The 16085-nt window shown below is 70.2% G+C and carries 17 protein-coding genes; 12 read left to right on the top strand and 5 right to left on the bottom strand.

Translation table 11 applies throughout. The annotated features are described in order from the left end of the window. Nucleotides 1-92: 92 nt before the first annotated feature. Nucleotides 93-1190 (top strand): endonuclease/exonuclease/phosphatase family protein, encoded by a 1098-nt coding sequence (locus Q1V88_RS00505; protein ID WP_300676183.1) that lies wholly within the window; start codon nucleotides 93-95, stop codon nucleotides 1188-1190. Here Q1V88_RS00505 and Q1V88_RS00500 read toward each other — a convergent pair. Beyond that, the gene (locus tag Q1V88_RS00500) at nucleotides 1168-2289 is read right to left on the bottom strand and encodes a hypothetical protein (protein WP_300676180.1); all 1122 of its coding nucleotides are present in this window, start codon (nucleotides 2287-2289) and stop codon (nucleotides 1168-1170) included. The two genes, Q1V88_RS00505 and Q1V88_RS00500, sit on opposite strands and share 23 nt — an antisense overlap. Before the next feature lie 149 nt (nucleotides 2290-2438). On the opposite strand from Q1V88_RS00500, the gene Q1V88_RS00495 reads away from it, so the two are divergent. The 9 genes from Q1V88_RS00495 to Q1V88_RS00455 all read left to right on the top strand — a co-directional run bounded on the left by Q1V88_RS00495 (nucleotide 2439) and on the right by Q1V88_RS00455 (nucleotide 10506). After that, on the top strand, nucleotides 2439-3632 hold the full coding sequence (locus Q1V88_RS00495; protein ID WP_300676177.1) for an acyl-CoA dehydrogenase family protein: 1194 nt from the start codon (nucleotides 2439-2441) through the stop codon (nucleotides 3630-3632). Between the two features lie 98 nt (nucleotides 3633-3730). Next, entirely contained in the window at nucleotides 3731-4486 is a 756-nt protein-coding gene (locus tag Q1V88_RS00490) for a sulfotransferase (RefSeq protein ID WP_300676174.1), read from the top strand. A 35-nt stretch (nucleotides 4487-4521) separates the two neighbouring features. Further along, nucleotides 4522-5451 (top strand): glycosyltransferase family 2 protein, encoded by a 930-nt coding sequence (locus Q1V88_RS00485; protein ID WP_300676172.1) that lies wholly within the window; start codon nucleotides 4522-4524, stop codon nucleotides 5449-5451. Continuing rightward, nucleotides 5448-6533, top strand: coding sequence for a hypothetical protein (locus tag Q1V88_RS00480; protein ID WP_300676169.1), 1086 nt, complete (start codon nucleotides 5448-5450; stop codon nucleotides 6531-6533). Before Q1V88_RS00485 ends, Q1V88_RS00480 begins: the two co-directional genes overlap by 4 nt. Nucleotides 6534-6575: 42 nt before the next feature. Continuing rightward, nucleotides 6576-7622: a MaoC family dehydratase gene (locus Q1V88_RS00475; protein ID WP_300676168.1), complete on the top strand. Its 1047-nt coding sequence runs from the start codon at nucleotides 6576-6578 to the stop codon at nucleotides 7620-7622. A 2-nt stretch (nucleotides 7623-7624) separates the two neighbouring features. Further along, the gene (locus Q1V88_RS00470) at nucleotides 7625-8425 is read left to right on the top strand and encodes an SDR family oxidoreductase (RefSeq protein WP_300676166.1); all 801 of its coding nucleotides are present in this window, start codon (nucleotides 7625-7627) and stop codon (nucleotides 8423-8425) included. Nucleotides 8426-8429: 4 nt separating this feature from the next. Further along, nucleotides 8430-8987, top strand: coding sequence for a histidine phosphatase family protein (locus Q1V88_RS00465; RefSeq protein ID WP_300676163.1), 558 nt, complete (start codon nucleotides 8430-8432; stop codon nucleotides 8985-8987). 29 nt (nucleotides 8988-9016) lie between these two features. Then, the gene (locus Q1V88_RS00460; RefSeq protein ID WP_300676160.1) at nucleotides 9017-9901 is read left to right on the top strand and encodes a PHP domain-containing protein; all 885 of its coding nucleotides are present in this window, start codon (nucleotides 9017-9019) and stop codon (nucleotides 9899-9901) included. After that, complete coding sequence (locus Q1V88_RS00455) at nucleotides 9898-10506, top strand: MarC family protein (RefSeq protein WP_300676157.1); 609 nt, start codon at nucleotides 9898-9900, stop codon at nucleotides 10504-10506. The genes Q1V88_RS00460 and Q1V88_RS00455 overlap by 4 nt, the downstream gene beginning before the upstream one ends. On the opposite strand, the gene Q1V88_RS00450 is transcribed toward Q1V88_RS00455, so the two are convergent. From Q1V88_RS00450 to Q1V88_RS00440, 3 genes are read right to left on the bottom strand one after another with little or no spacing between them, the layout of a single operon-like run. After that, nucleotides 10490-11110 carry an RES domain-containing protein gene (locus tag Q1V88_RS00450; RefSeq protein ID WP_300676155.1) on the bottom strand — a complete coding sequence of 207 codons (621 nt, stop codon included), beginning with the start codon at nucleotides 11108-11110 and terminating at the stop codon, nucleotides 10490-10492. The genes Q1V88_RS00455 and Q1V88_RS00450 overlap by 17 nt on opposite strands. Next, nucleotides 11107-11664 carry an antitoxin Xre/MbcA/ParS toxin-binding domain-containing protein gene (locus Q1V88_RS00445; RefSeq protein WP_300676153.1) on the bottom strand — a complete coding sequence of 186 codons (558 nt, stop codon included), beginning with the start codon at nucleotides 11662-11664 and terminating at the stop codon, nucleotides 11107-11109. Before Q1V88_RS00445 ends, Q1V88_RS00450 begins: the two co-directional genes overlap by 4 nt. A 47-nt stretch (nucleotides 11665-11711) precedes the next feature. Beyond that, nucleotides 11712-12485 (bottom strand): SDR family oxidoreductase, encoded by a 774-nt coding sequence (locus tag Q1V88_RS00440; RefSeq protein ID WP_300676150.1) that lies wholly within the window; start codon nucleotides 12483-12485, stop codon nucleotides 11712-11714. A gap of 57 nt (nucleotides 12486-12542) precedes the next feature. Between Q1V88_RS00440 and Q1V88_RS00435 the strand changes: the two genes are divergently transcribed. Continuing rightward, a complete protein-coding gene (locus Q1V88_RS00435) occupies nucleotides 12543-13316 on the top strand; it encodes a ParA family protein (RefSeq protein ID WP_300676148.1) in 774 nt (257 codons plus the stop codon). Nucleotides 13317-13326: 10 nt separating this feature from the next. After that, nucleotides 13327-15252 (top strand): primary-amine oxidase, encoded by a 1926-nt coding sequence (locus tag Q1V88_RS00430; protein ID WP_300676145.1) that lies wholly within the window; start codon nucleotides 13327-13329, stop codon nucleotides 15250-15252. Nucleotides 15253-15523: 271 nt separating this feature from the next. On the opposite strand, the gene Q1V88_RS00425 is transcribed toward Q1V88_RS00430, so the two are convergent. Then, nucleotides 15524-16085 (bottom strand): HNH endonuclease signature motif containing protein (locus Q1V88_RS00425; protein ID WP_366914050.1); only part of this gene is annotated, 562 nt, incomplete at its 5' end.

Genomic DNA, 16085 nt, shown 5'->3' with positions numbered 1-16085 from the left:
TTTCGCGATACTAATGTGACTGGAGTGATTTGTGGTACGGATCGGTCCGTCGACTGCGACGGGAGCGGGCACCCCCGACTACCATCGCGGCGATGAAGCGTGCACCTCGCCACCTGACCGACATCGCCGTGATCGCTGCGATCGTCGCGCTGGTCGGCACCCTGGTGCTGGTCCAGGCGCTGGTACGCCGTCACCCCGACGCCTCACCCGCGGCCGCCCCCACTCCCTCGGCCGGGACCGGCACGGTGGAGCACGCCACTCTCGGACCGACCCCCACGCCCACCGCGACGCCGACCACCGCGAGCACGCCAGTCGCTCCCACGGCGAAGCCGACCCGCACCAGCCCGGCCGGACCGGTGGTGCCCTCCCAGGCCGACCCGGACAAGGCGATGGCCTCGCTGGCCCAGCAGGCCGAGCGCAACGCCAAGGCGCCGCTGGTCTTCCGGGTCGCCACGTTCAACGTGCTGGGCGCCTCCCACACCACGAAGCGGGGCGACTCGCGGATCAAGCGGCCCTACGACCTGCGGCTCAACTACGGCATCCAGGTGCTGGCCGCGCACAAGGCCGACGTGGTCGGCTTCCAGGAGTTCGAGACCAGTCAGGCCAGGCTCTTCACGAAGCTGGTGGGACCGGTCTGGGGGCTGTGGCCCACCGCCGGGGGCGCCGGTGCCGACGGCCGCAACTCGATCGGCTACGCCAAGGCGACGTGGGAGCTGGTGCAGGGCTCCTCGCTCACCATCCCGTACTTCAACGGGGTCGCGTTCCACACCCCGATGGCGCTGCTGCGCAACAAGGCGACCGGCACCAAGGTCTGGTTCATCAACGTGCACAACGCCGCCGACACCGGGAAGTACCACAACCAGGGGCGGTGGCGGGCCGCTGCGGTGACCCGTGAGCTCCAGGCGATCGCGCAGCTCTCCGCCGACGGCACCCCGGTGGTGCTGATGGGGGACATGAACTCCCGCGACCTGTTCTACTGCACCGTGGCGGCCTCGGGCCTGGGGATGACCTTCCCCAACCCCGGCACCGGCTCAGGATCGAGCTGCACCGGTCCGACGCCGAGCACGATCGACTGGATCCTGGGCACCCGCTCGATCACCTGGTCGGGCTACGTCAAGGACCGCAGCGACCTGACCAAGCTCGCCACCGACCACCCGGTCTACTCGGTCACTGCGACTGTCCCACGCTGAGCGTGGGGTCGGGGCAGAACCAGTAGGTCTTCTCGTGCCGCTTGTACTTGGTGCAGGCCTGGTCGGCGTTCGCCGGAGCGATCGTGGTCGTCGAGGTGATCATCGGGTGGTCCGACATCCGCGGTGAGTTCCGGGTCCGGTAGTCACGGTCGTAGTCGGCGAACTCGACCTGGTCGCCACTGCCCCAGATCCAGTCGATCCACAGGCTGCCCGACTGGCGGCACGAGCCGCCCTTGCCACCCGCGGCGTAGGAGCCGTCGGCCGAGCGCATCCCGGTGCCGACGGCGACCTTGCAGACCACGGCGCTGCGGTCGTTGAGGTCGCCGGTGAAGAAGACCGGGGTGCCGTCGGCGTGCAGTACGTTGATCTTGGCGACCTCGACGGCGACCGCCTTGGCCCGCCATCCGCCGCACTTGCAGCCGAAGACGTCGGCGGGGTTGTGCACGTTCATCCACCACATCATGCGGCCGGTCTCGATGTGGCGCAGCAGCACGATCGGCATCTGCCGGTTCTTGCCGAAGAAGTAGGGGATCGACTGCATCTCGCCGTCGACCAGCTGCCACACGTCGGGGTCCCAGGCGATCGAGTTCTCGCCGTTGAGGCCGCTCTCGGCGGGGTAGGAGGTGAACCCGGAGGCGTTGAGCAGCGAGGAGCGCTGGTTGGACTGGAGCTCCTGGAGCCCGACCACGCTGACGCCCTTGGAGCGCAGCAGCGAGCCGCCGCGCGCGGCCCGGCTGGGGCCGTTCTTGGCGTGGCTGGAGCCGAGCACGTTGTAGGAGGCCGAGACGAAGGTGGTCGGCTTGCTGGGGTCGCCGCTGACGTAGGTCTTGCCCTCGGCGGCGTACTTCGTCTTGAGCTCGTCGAGGGTGAGGATCCGGGTGCCGAAGTGGGCGCCGGGGATGATGGTGGCCGGCGCGCTCGACGAGGCCGTCGGGCTGGGCGAGGCGCTGGTGCTGCGGGGTGCGGCGACCGGGTCGGAGCCGGTGGTGACGTGCAGTCCGAGCACGACGGCGAGGGTCAGCACCGCCGCGACGGCGAGCGCCTTGAGCATCCCGCGGGGTCTGGGGGACGGTCCGAGGCTGGCCGCGTGTCGTCCCATAGCGGCCCATTATGCGGTACGACGCCTGTGGGACCGGCCCCGAGGCGGACATCGGTGGGCGTCACACTCGCCACCGAGGCTACTCATGGGTAACATCGGCCGAGCTGCCCACCCGGCGCGGCACGGAGATATCGGCTGAAGGAGCAATCATGGGTCGTCTTGCCCACACCGAAGGTCTGACCGACATCCAGGTGGAGATCCTGGCGACGGTCCACCAGTTCGTCGAGGACAAGATCATCCCGGTAGCCCAGGAGCTCGAGCACTCCGACACGTATCCGCAGGAGATCGTCGACGGTCTCAAGGAGCTCGGCGTCTTCGGTCTGGTCATCCCCGAGGAGTACGGCGGCCTGGGGGAGTCCCTGCTGACGTACGCGCTCTGCGTGGAGGAGATCGCGCGCGGGTGGATGAGCGTCAGTGGTGTGATCAACACCCACTTCATCGTCGCCTACATGCTGATGCAGCACGGCACCGATGAGCAGAAGCAGAAGTACCTGCCCAAGATGGCGACCGGCGAGGTCCGTGGCGCGTTCTCGATGTCCGAGCCCGGCCTGGGCTCGGACGTCTCGGCTGTCTCGACCAAGGCGGTCAAGCAGGCCGACGGGTCCTACGCGATCACCGGTCAGAAGATGTGGCTGACCAACGGCGGCTCCTCCACCCTGGTCGCGGTGCTGACCAAGACCGACGAGGGCGCCGACTCGGTCTACAAGAACATGACCACCTTCCTGGTCGAGAAGACCCCCGGCTTCGGTGAGGTCGCGCAGGGCGTCACGGTGCCCGGCAAGATCGACAAGATGGGCTACAAGGGCATCGACACCACGGAGATGGTCTTCGAGGGGCACCAGATCGCTGCGGAGCAGATCCTCGGCGGGGTGCCCGGCAAGGGCTTCTACCAGATGATGGACGGCGTCGAGGTGGGCCGCGTCAACGTCGCCGCTCGTGCCTGTGGCCTGGCGATCCGTGGCTTCGAGGTCGGCATCGCCTACGCCCAGCAGCGCAAGACCTTCGGCAAGCCGATCGCCGAGCACCAGGCCGTGCTGTTCCGCCTGGCCGAGATGGCGACCAAGGTCGAGACCGCGCACACCATGATGGTCCGCGCGGCCCGGCTCAAGGACACCGGCAAGCGGATGGACGTCGAGGCCGGGATGGCCAAGATGGTCGCCTCGGAGTACGCCAACGAGGTGGTCGAGGACTCCTTCCGGATCCACGGTGGCTACGGCTACTCCAAGGAGTACGAGATCGAGCGGCTGATGCGTGAGGTGAAGTTCATGCTGATCGGTGAGGGCACCTCCGACATCCAGAAGATGATCATCGGACGCCAGCTGCTCAAGGAGTACAAGGCCTGACAGGCCTGATAGGTCGGACCTGTGCGCGTCCTGTGACTTGCTATGAGCGTGCCCGTCGCCCTTGAGACGGGCACGCTTGGCTTGGCAAAGTAAAATGCGTGTTCGAGCGGTTCCGTCCTCAGCCCGAGCCCGAGTTCGTCTTCGTCGTCACGTTCGGTCGTTCGGGTTCCACGCTCGTCCAGGGACTTCTGAACGCGATGCCCCGGACGCTGATCCGCGGCGAGAACGCCTTCTTCGTCAAGGGCCAGTTCGAGAGCGCCCAGGCCGCCGTCACCTTCGCCGAGCGGCACGCCAAGCACCACGCCGGCCGTAAGTCGAGCGCCTTCTACGGGGTCCGGAACTTCGCCCGGCCGACCTTCGTCAAGCACGCCCGGGCGCTGTCGCTGGAGATGCTCTACGGCAAGGTCGAGGCCCGCAGCGTCGACCGGATCGGGTTCAAGGAGGTGCTCTGGCACCAGATCGAGCCCGACCAGACCGAGCCGTTCTTCACCTGGTTCGACCACGTCTTCCCCGGTGCCCGGTTCGTGCTCAACACCCGCACCCCCGAGGTCTCGGTCGACTCCGGCTTCTGGAAGGACCAGGACCGCGACCTCGCCCTGGCTCGGATGTCGCGGGTGATGGAGATCCAGGAGTGGCTCGAACAGCGCTGGCCCGAGCGGACCTACCGGACCCGCTACGAGACCCTCACCGGTGCCGACGCCGAGCGCCGCGACGCGATGCTGACCGGGCTCGCCGAGTTCGTCACCGGTGCCTGCGACCCCGACCTGCTGGCCCGGCTGCATGCCACCTTGGAGGTCGGCCACGGGCCGCACCCCTTCGGCCGCAGCCGCCGCGCCTCCACCGCCACGGAGTAGTCCGTCGCCCGATCCGGTCATGGGAGACTGTCGCCGTGAGGTTCTTCTCCCGCCGCAGCGGCGGTACTGCGCAGGAGTGGGAGGCCCCCCAGCGGCCCCTGACCGCGGCGATCATCACGATGGCCCGCGACGAGGGACCGATGCTCCAGGCCTGGGTCCGTCACCACGCCGGCCTGGTCGGTGCGGCCCACCTGGTCGTCCTCGACGACAGCTCCACCGACGGCTCGGCTGAGGCGGTCGCGGCCCAGGGCGTGACCGTCCACCACCTGCCCTCGCTCACCGGCAAGCCGTTCGAGCGGACCCGGATGCGCATCCTCAGCGGGATCGCCACCGGGCTGCTGCACGCCTACGACTACGTGGTCGCCCTGGACGCCGACGAGCTCCTCGTCGTCGACCCGGCCTTCGGCACCCTGGACGCCTTCCTGCGTGCCCGTGACTGCCCCGAGACCGTCGGTGTGGTCGGTCTCAACGTGGTGCACACCCCGGGGGAGGCGCCCCTGGACCTGTCCCGTCCGATCACCGAGCAGCGCGCCCACGCGATCTTCGCCCCCGGGATGTGCAAGCCCTCCCTCAAGCGGGTCCCGGCCCGGTGGGGGCTGGCCTCGCACGGCATCGCCGCGCCGTACGTGCCCGACCCCGGCGTGCTCATGCTCCACCTCAAGTTCGCCGACCGTGACCGGCTGCTCGCCATCTCCGCGGCCCGGCACCAGGCCTTCCTGGACGAGGGCCGGGCCAAGGCGTCGACCTGGAGCAAGCCCGCCGACGACATCGTCGCGGTGCTCGACCAGGCCGTCGCCGGGCTGGGCGAGCGCGAGGTCGCCGAGTTCGACCCGGGCTCGATCGACCTGGCCGGCCTGATCGTCGACGACAACGGCGTACGCAGGCCGGTGCGCCAGGGTCAGCTCGAAGCGCTGCTGCTCCAGGAACCCACCCGCATCCCGACTCGATTCAAGGGGCTCGCATGACCCGGCGCTTCGTCGTCCACCTCGGTTGCAGCAAGACCGGCACCTCCTCCCTGCAGGCGGGTCTGTGGGACTCCGTCGACGCGCTGGCCCAGGTCGGGGTCGGGCTGCCGTTCCGCGACCGCGAGGAGCATCTGGACCACCTGCTCCGCCCGATGGGGTGGCAGGCCGTCGAGGCGTACGTCGGCGAGCACGACGAGGCTGCCCTGGCTGCGGCCGCACGACGGATCGCCGCCACCCCCGGTGACGTGCTCTACGCCAGCAACGAGGACCTCGCCGAGGTCGGGCGGGCCGAGGCCGAGGCGCTGGTCGCCGTCGCCGAGGCCGCCGACACCGAGCTGCACCTGATCCTCACCGTGCGGGGCTGGGCGGCCCAGATCCCGAGCGACTACCAGCAGTTCCTCAAGCACCGGATGACGCTGAGCTTCGCCGACTTCCTGGACGCGGTCCGCGACCGTGACGGGGTCTGGGCGCGCCGGTTCTGGGAGCGTCAGGACCCGCTCACGGTGCTGGGCCGGTTCGTCGGTCTGGTCCCGCCCGAGCGGATCCACGTCGTCCCGATCACCTCCGCGGACCCGGAGAAGATCTTCCGGGAGACCGGGGCGATCGTGGGCTTCGACGACGCCGTTATCGCGCGGCCCGAGGCCGCGGTCAACACCTCCTTCGGATCGGTCGAGGCCGAGGTGCTGCGCCGGGTCACGCTCGCGGTGGGCGACGATCTGCCGGCGTACCGCGACTATGCGCGTGCCATCCGCTGGCCCTTCGTCAAGGGCGTGCTGCCGCACGAGGCGAGCGCCCGGCTGCGGCTCACCCCGGAGCACCGTGGCTGGGTGGAGGAGTACACCGAGGCCACCATCGCCGCCCTGGAGTCGGGTGGCTACGTGATCCACGGCGACCTGGGCACGCTGCGCCCGCGTGAGTCCCAGATCGCGCCGCTGGCCGTGGTGGCCGAGGAGGACGTCGCACGGGTGGCCGTCGAGACGCTGGCGCGCTACGCGGTCCGGGCGACCACCCGCAACCCCCGGCGGGTCGAACCTGCCGCACCGCGGACGAGCTGGTGGCGGAAGGCGCTGGCTCGCGGCTAAGTTACTCGCGGGTACATCTCCCGCCGCTGCAGCAGATAGGACGTGAGCACCGCCGTGTCGAAAACGAATCCGGGCAACTTCTTCGAGGACTTCACCCTCGGGCAGGTGCTCACCCACGCCACGCCGCGCACCGTCACCGAGGGGGACCGGGCGCTGTACGGCGCGATCTACCCGACTCGGTTCGCGGTGCCGAGCTCGGCCGCCTTCGCCTCCTCGGTCGGGCTCAACCCGCAGCCGGTCGAGGACCTGATCGCGTTCCACGTCGCCTTCGGCAAGACCGTCCCCGACATCTCCCTCAACGCCGTGGCCAACCTGGGCTACGCCGAGTGCCGCTTCCTCAAGCCGGTCGCGCCGGGCGACACGCTCAGCACGTCGAGTGAGGTGATCGGCCTCAAGCAGAACTCCAACGGCGCCTCCGGTGTCGTCTACGTCCGCTCCACCGCCGTCAACCAGCACGGCGAGACGGTGCTGCAGTGGGCGCGTTGGGTGATGGTGCACAAGCGTGACCGCGACGCCCCTGCTCCCGAGACGGTGCTGCCCGACCTGGCCGCCGTGGTCGACCCCGCCGACCTGGTCGTCCCGCGCGGGCTGTCGTTCAGCAACTACGACCTGGTCGCCGCCGGGGAGCCGCACCGCTGGGGCGACTACGAGGTCGGCGAGAGGATCGACCACGTCGACGGCGTGACGATCAGCGATGCCGAGCACATGATGGCGACCCGGCTGTGGCAGAACACCGCCAAGGTGCACTTCAACACCCAGGCCCGACCCGACGGCCACCGCCTGGTGTACGGCGGCCACATCATCTCCCTGGCCCGCGCGCTCTCCTTCAACGGCCTGGCCAACGCCCAGCTGATCGGCGCGATCAACGCCGGCTCGCACGTCGCCCCGGCCTTCGCCGGTGACACCGTCTACGCCTGGTCGGAGGTGCTGGACAAGGCCGAGACCCCGGCGCCGGGCGTCGGCGCGATCCGGCTGCGGCTGGTGGCGACCAAGGACCGCGACGAGACCATGACGCTGCGTGGCGAGGACGGGAAGTACGCCCCCGGCGTGCTGCTCGACCTCGACCTGTGGGCGTTCATTCCGGTGTGATCATGGACGCGGTCTTCATCTCCGGAGCGGCGGCCGGCATCGGCGCCGCCACCGCCCGCCGCTTCGCCGCCGCCGGGTGGCGGGTCGGGATCTACGACATCGACAGGGCCGGCGCCGAGCGTCTGGCCGCCACCCTGGTCGAGGAGTTCGGCGAGGGCAGCGCCCGCGCCGGTGCCCTCGACGTCACCTCGGCCGACCAGTGGGAGGCGGCGCTGGCCGACTTCACCGGGACCACCGAGGGCCGGCTCGACGTCCTGATCAACAACGCCGGGATCCTGCGCGGTGGCCGCTTCGCCGAGCTACCCCTGGCCGCCCACCACGCCACCATCGACGTCAACGTCGGCGGGGTGATCAACGGCTGTTACGCCGCGCACCGCTACCTGGCCGCGACATCGGAGTCGATGGTGGTCAACCTGTGCTCGGCCAGCGCGATCTACGGACAGGCCGAGCTGGCGACGTACTCGGCCAGCAAGTTCGCCATCCGGGGGCTGACCGAGGCCCTGGACCTGGAGTGGCGCAAGGACGGGATCCGGGTCGAGGCGGTCTGGCCGCTCTTCGTCGCCACCGCGATGACCGACGGCCTCGACATCGCCAGCACCGACACCCTCGGGATCAACCTGCAGCCCGACGACGTCGCCGAGGAGATCTTCGGCGTGGTGCGACCCCGGTGGCGACTGGGTCGGGTGCTGCCGCATAGCGTGCATACTGCGGTCGGGTTGCCGGCGAAGTTCTTCGCCACCACCTCCAACCTGATGCCCAGCTTCCTCACACGCGAGGTCAACAAGCGGATCACGAGGTCCTAGAACGATGACGCAGCTCTTCCTGGTCAGGCACGGCGCCACCGAGTGGTCAGGCTCGGGCCGCCACACCAGCCACACCGAGCTGCCGCTCCTGGCCAGTGGGGAGGAGCAGGCCCGGGCGCTGGCGCCCCGGCTGGCCGAGACCGACTTCGCGCTGGTGCTCACCTCGCCGCGCGAACGTGCCCGGCGTACGGCGGCACTGGCCGGCTTCCCCGACGCGATCGTCGACGAGGACCTGGTGGAGTGGGACTACGGCGACTACGAGGGCATCACCACCGCCGAGATCCGCTCCCACGATCCGGGCTGGACGGTCTGGCGCGGTCAGACGCCCGGTGGTGAGACCCGGGCGGCGATCACCGAGCGGCTCGACCGGATCGTGGCCCGCGCGCGGGCGATCGACGGACCGGTGCTCGCCTTCGCCCACGGCCACTGCCTGCGGGCCCTGGCCGCGCGCTGGCTGGGCCTGCCGGTCAGCGAGGGCCGACTGTGGCGGCTGGACACCGGGACCCTCTCGGTCCTGGGCCACGAGCGTGAGCAGCCGGTGCTGCTGCGCTGGAATGCGTGAGCACAGCCCGCAGACCTTACATTGGAGCAATGCGGATCGACCTTCACACCCACTCCCGGGTCAGTGACGGCACCGATACGCCCGCAGAGCTCCTCCGCGCCGCCCAGGCGGCCGGTGTCGACATGGTCGGCCTGACCGATCACGACACCACCGACGGGTGGGGCGAGGCCTATCAGGCCGCCGACGAGCTCGGTCTCGGGCTGGTGCCCGGGATGGAGCTGTCCACCCAGCATCAGGGGCACAGCGTCCACCTGCTGGCCTACCTGCACGACCCGACGTACCAGCCGCTGGGCGAGGAGATCGACAAGATCCTGTCCGGCCGCGACGGCAGGGTGGCGCGGATGGTCGAGATCCTCAACGGGCTCGACCTGCCGATCACCGTCGAGGACGTGCTGGCCGAGTCCGCCGACGCCGTCTCCACGGGGCGCCCGCACGTCGCCGACGCCCTGGTGCGCCGCGGGATGGTGCGCGACCGCGACGAGGCGTTCCGGCGCTACCTGTCGTGGGGCAAGCCTGCCTACGTGGAGCGCTACGCCCCCGACCTGGTCTCGACCATCGCGATGGTGAGCGCGGCCGGGGGAGTGACGGTGGTCGCCCATCCCTGGGGCCGCAGCGGCGAGTCGCATCGTCTCGACGAGGCGGCGTTCGCCTACCTCAAGGCCCAGGGCCTGAGTGGGATCGAGGTCGACCACCAGGACCACGACATCGCGATGCGGGCCCAGCTGGCCGCCATCGCCCACAACCTGGACCTGGTCGTCACCGGATCGAGTGACTATCACGGGCGGGGCAAGAAGGATCACGAGCTGGGCGTCAACGTGACGACGCCGGAGGAGTTGGAGAAGTTGATGGATCGGGCCAAGGCCGTTGCCGCGGTCAGCGGACGGCGTACGCCGGCAGTGGTGATGCCCCGATGAACGTCACCCTCGCCGTCGAGGTCTTCGTCACCCTCTTCGTCATCATGGACCCGGTCGGCACCGTCCCGGTCTTCCTCTCCCTGACCGCCGGTCGCACCCAGCAGGTCGCGCGGGCCGCGGCCTGGCAGGCCGTCACGGTCTCGCTGTTCGTGATCGTGGTCTTCGCCCTGTTCGGGCAGGGGATCCTCAACTACCTGGGCATCACGCTGCCGGCCATGCAGGCCTCGGGCGGTCTGCTCCTGCTGCTGGTCGCCCTCGAGCTGCTGACCGGCAGCGACGAGGAGGGCTCGCTGGCTCAGGGCAAGGCGAAGAACGTGGCGCTGGTGCCGCTGGGCACGCCGCTGCTGGCCGGGCCCGGCGCGATCGTGGCGACGATGCTCTTCGTGCACCAGGTCAACGGCTTCGCCGACGGTCTCGCAGTCGCGGTCGGCATCGTGGTCACCCACCTCAGCCTGTGGGCCGCGATGCGGTTCTCGCTGCCGCTGCAGCGGCTGCTGCGCGAGTCGGGGATCATGCTGGTCACCCGGATCGCCGGTCTGCTGCTGGCCGCGATCGCGGTGCAGATGGTCGCCGACGCCGTGCGGGAGTTCATCGTCCGGGGGTGACGGTGGTGACGCTGCGGGGCGGGTCGAGCACGTCGATCCCGGCCCGTCGGGCCGCTGAGCGCCCGGTCATCGGGGCCGCGTCGAGCGGTCGGGTGTCGTCGGCACCGGCGGCGCCGAAGAGCGCCAGCGCGGTCTGGTCGGCACCGAGGGAGAAGCGCGGCCAGTAGCGCAGTGCCTCGAACCCGGCGCGGTGCAGGGCGTGCGACCACTCCTGGGCTCGGCCGTACGGCGTCACCGTGCCGATCTCGCGGGTGATGCCGAAGGCGGTGGCGGCCCGGGTGTCGGTGCCGTCAGCGGCCCGAGTGGGGCCGAGCGTCAGCGTCGAGACCACCATCGCGTCGGCCTGCGTGCCGGAGATCATCGCGGCGGCGGCCAGCGTCGGGCCGAGCCGTTCGAGGACGGCGGACTGGACGTCGGCGGCGAGGTAGCAGGTGCCCGCCGGGGTGCTCAGGTCGAAGCGACCCGAGCCGTCGTGGGAGAACCACCACGGCTCGCGGGTGGCGGTGTGGGCACGGTGCCAGTGGCCGGCCACCTCGCACGACGGGAAGGTGGTCAGGTCGGTGGCCGGTGCCCGGAGCGCGATGTCGGTGCGCTCACCGGTCACTGGCGCCACCGTGCCGCGTCGGCCCGCGCCTCGGCCAGAACGACGGCGGCCGGGTCGCTGACGGTGCTGCCGGCACTGGTCCGGAGCAGGCGGCGGCCCTCGCGCAGCAGGTCCACCGCGGAGCGTCCGCCGAAGACCGGGGAGGCGGTGGTGAGCCAGATCGCGGCGGTCCACTCGTCGGTGCCGTCGAGCAGGGCACGGACCACGTCGGCGAGGCCGGCGAGCACCGCGCCGGTGGGGGTGAACTGCCAGGCCGGGTAGACGTTCTTGCCGTCGCCGGTGCGCAGCGCGAGCAGGTCGTGCTTGACCGTGCGCTGGTGGACCGCCTGCCGGGAGATGCCCAGCCAGGTTGCCAGGCCGGGGGCGTCGTAGAACGGGCCGAGCGCCTCGAACGGGTGCGGCAGGTCGGCCTGGGGGATCGCGGCCATCATCGCGTCGACCAGGGCCTCGGCGTCGATCTCGGCGAGCTGGGCGTCGGGCACCGCGTGCAGCCGGCGACGCAGCCGGGCCGCGATGGCCCCGACGACGATCTCGTCAGCGCGCTCTGCAGTCATACAACAAGCGTGCCAAACGCCGTCAAGCCGGTCAAGCGATCGGGGCGTTACTTGCGTCCCAGGCTCTGGAACCGTTGCAGCACCGGCTTGGGGATCAGCTTGGTGACGCCCACGACCGCCTTGTAGCGCAGCGACGGGATCGAGAAGACCCGCTGCCGGTCGAAGTCGCGCAGCGCCTCGGCGACCAGGTCGTCCACGTCGAGCCACATGAACTCCGGCGCTGAGTCCCGGCCCACCCCCATCCGCTCGTGGAACTCGGTCTTGGTGAACCCCGGGCACAGCGCCATCACGTGCACGCCCTCGGTCTTGTACTCCGTGGCCGCCCACTCGCTGAACGAGTTCACCCACGCCTTCGCCGCGCTGTAGGTCCCGCGCGGCAGGAAGCCCGCCACCGAGGAGACGTTGATGATCCCGCCGCGCTCGCCGCTGGACAGGTAGCGCTGCCGCATCGCCCCCAGTGCCGCGTGCGAGAGCCGCAGCACCGCCACCACGAGGACCTCCAGCATCTGGGTCTCCTCGTCGGCGGTGTTCGCCCCGAACCGCTTCTTGAGGCCGAACCCGGCGTTGTTCACCAGCAGGTCGATCGGGTGCTCCGTGCTGGCGACCCGCTCCTCGACCAGCGCCAGCTGGTCCCGGTCGGACAGGTCCGCCGAGAGGATCTCGACGCTGACGCCGTACGTCGTCTCCAGCCGGTCTGCCGTGGCCCGGAGCCGCTCAGGATCGCGGGCGACGAGGACCAGGTCGTCGCCCCGGGCGGCGAGCTGGGTGGCGAAGGTCAGACCGATCCCGGCCGTGGCGCCGGTGATGAGTGCGGTAGGCATGGGAACCACAGTAGGTGCCTGTTCACGGTTCGGGTGGTGAGGCATGATGGGCGCGCCATGACGATCACCCTCGCAGTTGCCAATCAGAAGGGCGGCGTCGCCAAGACCACGTCCGTCGCCTCGCTGGGCGCTGCCCTGGTCGAGCTGGGCCAGTCGGTGCTGCTGGTCGACCTCGATCCGCAGGCCTGCCTCACGTTCAGTCTCGGGATCGACCCCGAGGACCTGGAGCAGTCGGTCCACCAGGTGCTCACCACCCGGCTGGAGGCCGCCGAGGTGATCTACGAGACCGAGGACGGCGTCCACCTGCTGCCGGCCACGATCGATCTGGCCCGCGCCGAGGCCGACCTGTTGACCCGCACCGGCCGCGAGCACGTCGTCAGTGCTGCGCTGGAGTCGATGCGCGGCGAGGGTGGCTACGACTGGATCCTGCTCGACTGCCCGCCCTCGCTCGGGGTGCTCACCGTGGCGGCGCTGACCGCTGCCGACGGGGTGCTGATCCCGTTGCAGTGCGAGACCCTCTCGCACCGTGGCGTCGGGCAGCTGCTCGACACCGTGCACGACGTACGCCGCTTCACCAACCAGGGTCTCCAGGTCTGGGGCGTGCTGCCGACCCTCTTCGACGGGCGCACCACGCATGCCCGGACGGTGCTGGAGACGATCAGCGAGACCTACGACCTGGCCGTGATCGAGCCCCCGATCCCGAAGACGATCAAGTTCGCCGAGGCACCCGCCGCCGGCCGCTCGATCCTGTCGACCTCGCGCACCAGCAAGGGTGCGCAGGCCTACCGCGAGGTGGCGAAGGCACTCCTCGCGCGCGCCGAAGGGGACTAGTCTCGCAGGGGTGACAGCGCATCCGTTGGATCCCCTCACCGCCGCCGAGATCGACCTCGTGACCGAGGTGCTTCGCCGAGATCAGGGCTTCGGGCCCGGCTGGGCGATGGCGTTCGCCGAGGTCGTGGAGCCCACCCGGGCCGAGCTGCGCCGACTCGCCACCGACCCGGGGCTGGTGCTGCCGCGGGTCGCTCACGCGGTGGTGTGGCAGCGCCCGAGCGGGACGACGTACCGCGCTCGGGTCGACCTGCGCGCCGGGACCCTGCTCACCTGGGAGCAGCTCGACGGGGTGCAGCCCAACATGACCGGCACCGACTGGGACGTCACCGACGAGATCCTGCGCGGCCACCCGGACCTACTGGCGGCGCTGGCCGAGCGCGGACTCGACTCCGACGACGGCGTGCTCTTCGACATGTGGGCGTTCCCCGGCTACGCGATCCCGAGCCGGTACGCCGGTCGCCGGATCGGCTGGGTCGACCTCTGGCTCCGCGCCGGGGAGACCGGGAACCCGTATGCGCACCCGATCCCCGGCATCACCCCGATCATCGACCTCAACGAGGGCACCCTGCTGGAGATCGAGCGCCACGACCAGCCTGACGTGTTCGCTCCGGTGATGGGGGAGTACGTCCCCGACCTGGTCGCGACGGTGCTGCCGGACTTTACGGTGCGCACCGACCGGAAGCCGTTGGCGATCGTCCAGCCCGACGGGGTCTCGTTCGCCCTCGATGGGCACCTGCTGACCTGGCAGCGGTGGAGCTTCAGGATCGGCTTCCACCACCGCGAGGGGCTCACCCTGCACGCGGTCTCCTACGACGGCCGCTCGGTGGCCGACCGGCTCTCGTTCGCGGAGATGGTGGTGCCCTATCGCGATGCGTCCTCCCAGCACGCGCGCCGGACGGCGTACGACATCGGCGAGTGGGGACTGGGGTCGATGACGTCCTCGCTGGCGCTCGGCTGCGACTGCCTGGGCGAGATCGTCTACCTGGATGCGGTGCTGGCCGACTCCCAGGGCTCGCCGCGGCCGATCCGCAACGCGATCTGCCTGCATGAGGAGGACAACGGCGTGCTGTGGAAGCACGTCGACGAGCGTGCCGGGGCCGAGGTACGCCGCTCGCGCCGGTTCGTGGTCTCCTTCCACGCGACGGTCGCGAACTACGAGTACCTCGTCTACTGGCGCTTCTACGAGGACGGCAACATCGAGTGCGAGGTCCGCGCCACCGGCATCATGGTGACGACGCCGTACGACGGCTCCCGCGGTGCCCCGCCGGGCCCGATCGTCGATCAGGGCACGTACGCCCCGATCCACCAGCACTTCATCGTCGCCCGCCTCGACCTGGCCGTCGACGCCGCCGACGGCTCGGGCAACACGGTGGTGATGACGGAGACCGAGCAGGCGCCGGTCGGACCGGACAACCCCGACGGGCTGACGCTGCGGGCGACTGCGACGCCGCTGCTGACCGAGGCGGAGGGACGTCAGGACTTCAACTGGGCCACGCAGCGGGCCTGGAAGGTGATCAACCCGTCCAAGCGCAACGGGATCGGCACGGTGCCGTCGTACAAGCTGGTGCCGTCCGCCTCGATCCCGTCGATGCTCGCCCCCGACTCACCGGTGCTGGCCCGGGCCCGGGTGCTCGAGCACGCACTGTGGGTGACGCCGTACCGCCCCGAGGAGCGCTGGCCCTGCGGCGAGTTCGTCACCCAGTCGGTCCGCGACACCGGCCTGCCCGTCTGGACCGCCGCCAACCGCTCCATCGACGACACCGACCTGGTGCTCTGGTACACCTTCGGCATCCACCACGTCCCGCGCCCCGAGGACTGGCCCGTGATGCCCGTCGACGTGGTCAGCTTCTGGCTCAAGCCGGTCGGCTTCTTCGACCGCAACCCAGGTCTGGATGTGGCACCGAGCCCGATGAAGGAAGGCGGCCACTGTCACTGACGGAAGACTCCGTCGGTCAGGACGGCAAGTACTGCCGACGGATCGACCGGCGCAGTGGTGATGGCCTCGGAGCTGCGACGGCCGAGCATGACCCCCAGTCCTTGTCGTGGTGACCCGAGATGGTGGTGGTGGCGCCGAACCATCTCAGTGAGATCGACTCGTTGGTCCTGTGCCTCGCGCTGCGGCGGTGCCTGGCTCTACAGGCCCTCAGGGGAGGGTGGCGGCGTGGGCTCGTCGGGTACGCCGAACAGGTCGCTGGCCTCCATGTTCGTCAGGCTACCCCTCGTGAGGCGGCTGGAGAGTCGATGTTGTTGAGCGTCGTGGTCCCGGTGGGCGTGCGGAGGTAGGCCCTGCCGGCGGGGCTGGTCCAGAGGTAGATGCCGGGTTCGAGGTGCTGGTACTGCCATCCGGAGTGGGTTTTGAGGCGGTGGTGGTGGCGGCACAGGGGTGCGAGGTTGGCGCTACTGGTCTGGCCGGGTGGGCCTTGGTTCTCATAGGGGGTGATGTGGTCCAGGTCGCAAGCCCGGGCTGGTCGGTCGCACCAGGGGTGGACGCAGGTCCGGTTGATCAGGATCGCTTGTTCGCGCATGGTCTCGGTGGGGACATACCCGTCACGGGAGTAGTGGGTGGCGAGGTCGAGGACGGGACGGATGATGACCTTCGTCCCGGCGGTGCGGCACCACTCAGCTACACGTTCGACCGGGGCGAGAGTGTTGCCGGCTTCGACTTCGGCGACGGGTGAGTCGGGGGTGAGGTGGACGTAGGTGTGCACCACCCGCGTCACGACCACCTCCGACGTCCCTGAACCGGCTATACCGGCGAGGTGGCGCCGC

This window comes from Nocardioides sp. (genome assembly GCF_030150155.1).
In the GTDB taxonomy this organism is placed as follows: domain Bacteria; phylum Actinomycetota; class Actinomycetes; order Propionibacteriales; family Nocardioidaceae; genus Nocardioides.
Note: the sequence above shows the minus strand (reverse complement) of the source record. Positions and strands in the feature narration are given on the sequence as shown.

Excerpts from the sequence above, each read along its gene's own strand:
- Q1V88_RS00505 (WP_300676183.1), top strand. The coding sequence starts at position 93 with ATGAAGCGTGCACCTCGCCACCTGACCGACATCGCCGTGATCGCTGCG.
- Q1V88_RS00500 (WP_300676180.1), bottom strand. The coding sequence starts at position 2,289 with ATGGGACGACACGCGGCCAGCCTCGGACCGTCCCCCAGACCCCGCGGG.
- Q1V88_RS00495 (WP_300676177.1), top strand. The coding sequence starts at position 2,439 with ATGGGTCGTCTTGCCCACACCGAAGGTCTGACCGACATCCAGGTGGAG.
- Q1V88_RS00480 (WP_300676169.1), top strand. The coding sequence starts at position 5,448 with ATGACCCGGCGCTTCGTCGTCCACCTCGGTTGCAGCAAGACCGGCACC.
- Q1V88_RS00470 (WP_300676166.1), top strand. The coding sequence starts at position 7,625 with ATGGACGCGGTCTTCATCTCCGGAGCGGCGGCCGGCATCGGCGCCGCC.
- Q1V88_RS00465 (WP_300676163.1), top strand. The coding sequence starts at position 8,430 with ATGACGCAGCTCTTCCTGGTCAGGCACGGCGCCACCGAGTGGTCAGGC.
- Q1V88_RS00460 (WP_300676160.1), top strand. The coding sequence starts at position 9,017 with ATGCGGATCGACCTTCACACCCACTCCCGGGTCAGTGACGGCACCGAT.
- Q1V88_RS00455 (WP_300676157.1), top strand. The coding sequence starts at position 9,898 with ATGAACGTCACCCTCGCCGTCGAGGTCTTCGTCACCCTCTTCGTCATC.
- Q1V88_RS00445 (WP_300676153.1), bottom strand. The coding sequence starts at position 11,664 with ATGACTGCAGAGCGCGCTGACGAGATCGTCGTCGGGGCCATCGCGGCC.
- Q1V88_RS00440 (WP_300676150.1), bottom strand. The coding sequence starts at position 12,485 with ATGCCTACCGCACTCATCACCGGCGCCACGGCCGGGATCGGTCTGACC.
- Q1V88_RS00435 (WP_300676148.1), top strand. The coding sequence starts at position 12,543 with ATGACGATCACCCTCGCAGTTGCCAATCAGAAGGGCGGCGTCGCCAAG.